The sequence below is a fragment of the Rhodococcus sp. NPDC057135 genome (assembly GCF_042670865.1).
Taxonomy (GTDB): Bacteria; Actinomycetota; Actinomycetes; order Mycobacteriales; family Mycobacteriaceae; genus Rhodococcus_F.
The window spans coordinates 1-1,005 of record NZ_JBHUUU010000053.1 but is presented as its reverse complement, the minus strand read 5'-3'; the positions used below and the strand labels follow the sequence as shown (position 1 = coordinate 1,005).

At 60.7% G+C, this 1,005-nt stretch carries 1 protein-coding gene; it reads left to right on the top strand.

The window, feature by feature from the left end; translation table 11 throughout:
* On the top strand, window positions 1-1,005 hold a 1,005-nt coding region (locus ACFT1A_RS31005; RefSeq protein ID WP_378450114.1), incomplete at both ends, for a condensation domain-containing protein.

The following is a 1,005-nucleotide window of genomic DNA, read 5'->3' as shown; positions in this document are numbered from 1 at the left end:
TCTCATGTCGGTGGTGGTTCGCGTGCGGCGTTGACGGTGCAGGATCGTCCGGTTCGGGTGCCGTTGTCGTTGGCTCAGCAGCGTATGTGGTTCCTCAACCGATTCGACACCGCTTCTGCTGTCAACAATGTCCCCGTTGCCGTTCGACTCACCGGTGCGCTTGATCTGGCCGCCCTGAATTCGGCACTGCACGACGTTGTCGGCCGTCACGAGGTTCTGCGCACGGTCTACCCCGAGGTCGACGGAATCGGCTACCAGAAGATCCTCTCGGTTGGAGATGTATCGATCGATCTCGGTGCAGAACGCGTCATCGACGACCGAATCCAGGCGGAGCTGTATTCGTTCTTCGCCCAGGGCTTCGATGTCACTGTCGAGGTTCCGTTGCGCGCCAAGCTGTTCCAGGTCGCCGATGACGACTTCGTGTTGTCGTTCGTGGTGCATCACATCTCGACCGACGGTTTCTCGATGGGCCCGCTGACCCGCGACATCATGACCGCCTACTACGCCCGAACCAACGGCCAGGCTCCGACCTGGACGCCGTTGCCGGTGCAGTACGCCGACTACTCGTTGTGGCAGCGTGAGGTCCTCGGATCCGAGGAGGATCCGCAGTCCGTCATCGCGCAGCAGATTGCGTTTTGGTCGGATGCGTTGGCTGATCTTCCGGAGCAGTTGGATCTGCCTGGTGATCGTCCTCGTCCCGAGATTGCTTCAGGGCGCGGCGCCAATCACAGTTTCACGATCGAACCGCAGCTGTGGTCCGAGCTGGACGAGCTGGCCAAGGCGACAAATGCAACGCCGTTCATGGTTGTTCACTCGGCTCTGGCGGTGCTGTTGGCACGCTTGTCCGCGACGACCGACATTGCGATCGGTGCCCCGATCGCGGGTCGTGGTGAGGCGCAGCTCGATGATGTGATCGGTATGTTCGTCAACACTTTGGTGTTGCGTACCGAGGTTGATCCGTCGATGTCGTTCACGGAGTTGTTGGCGTCGGCGCGTGAAGTGGAT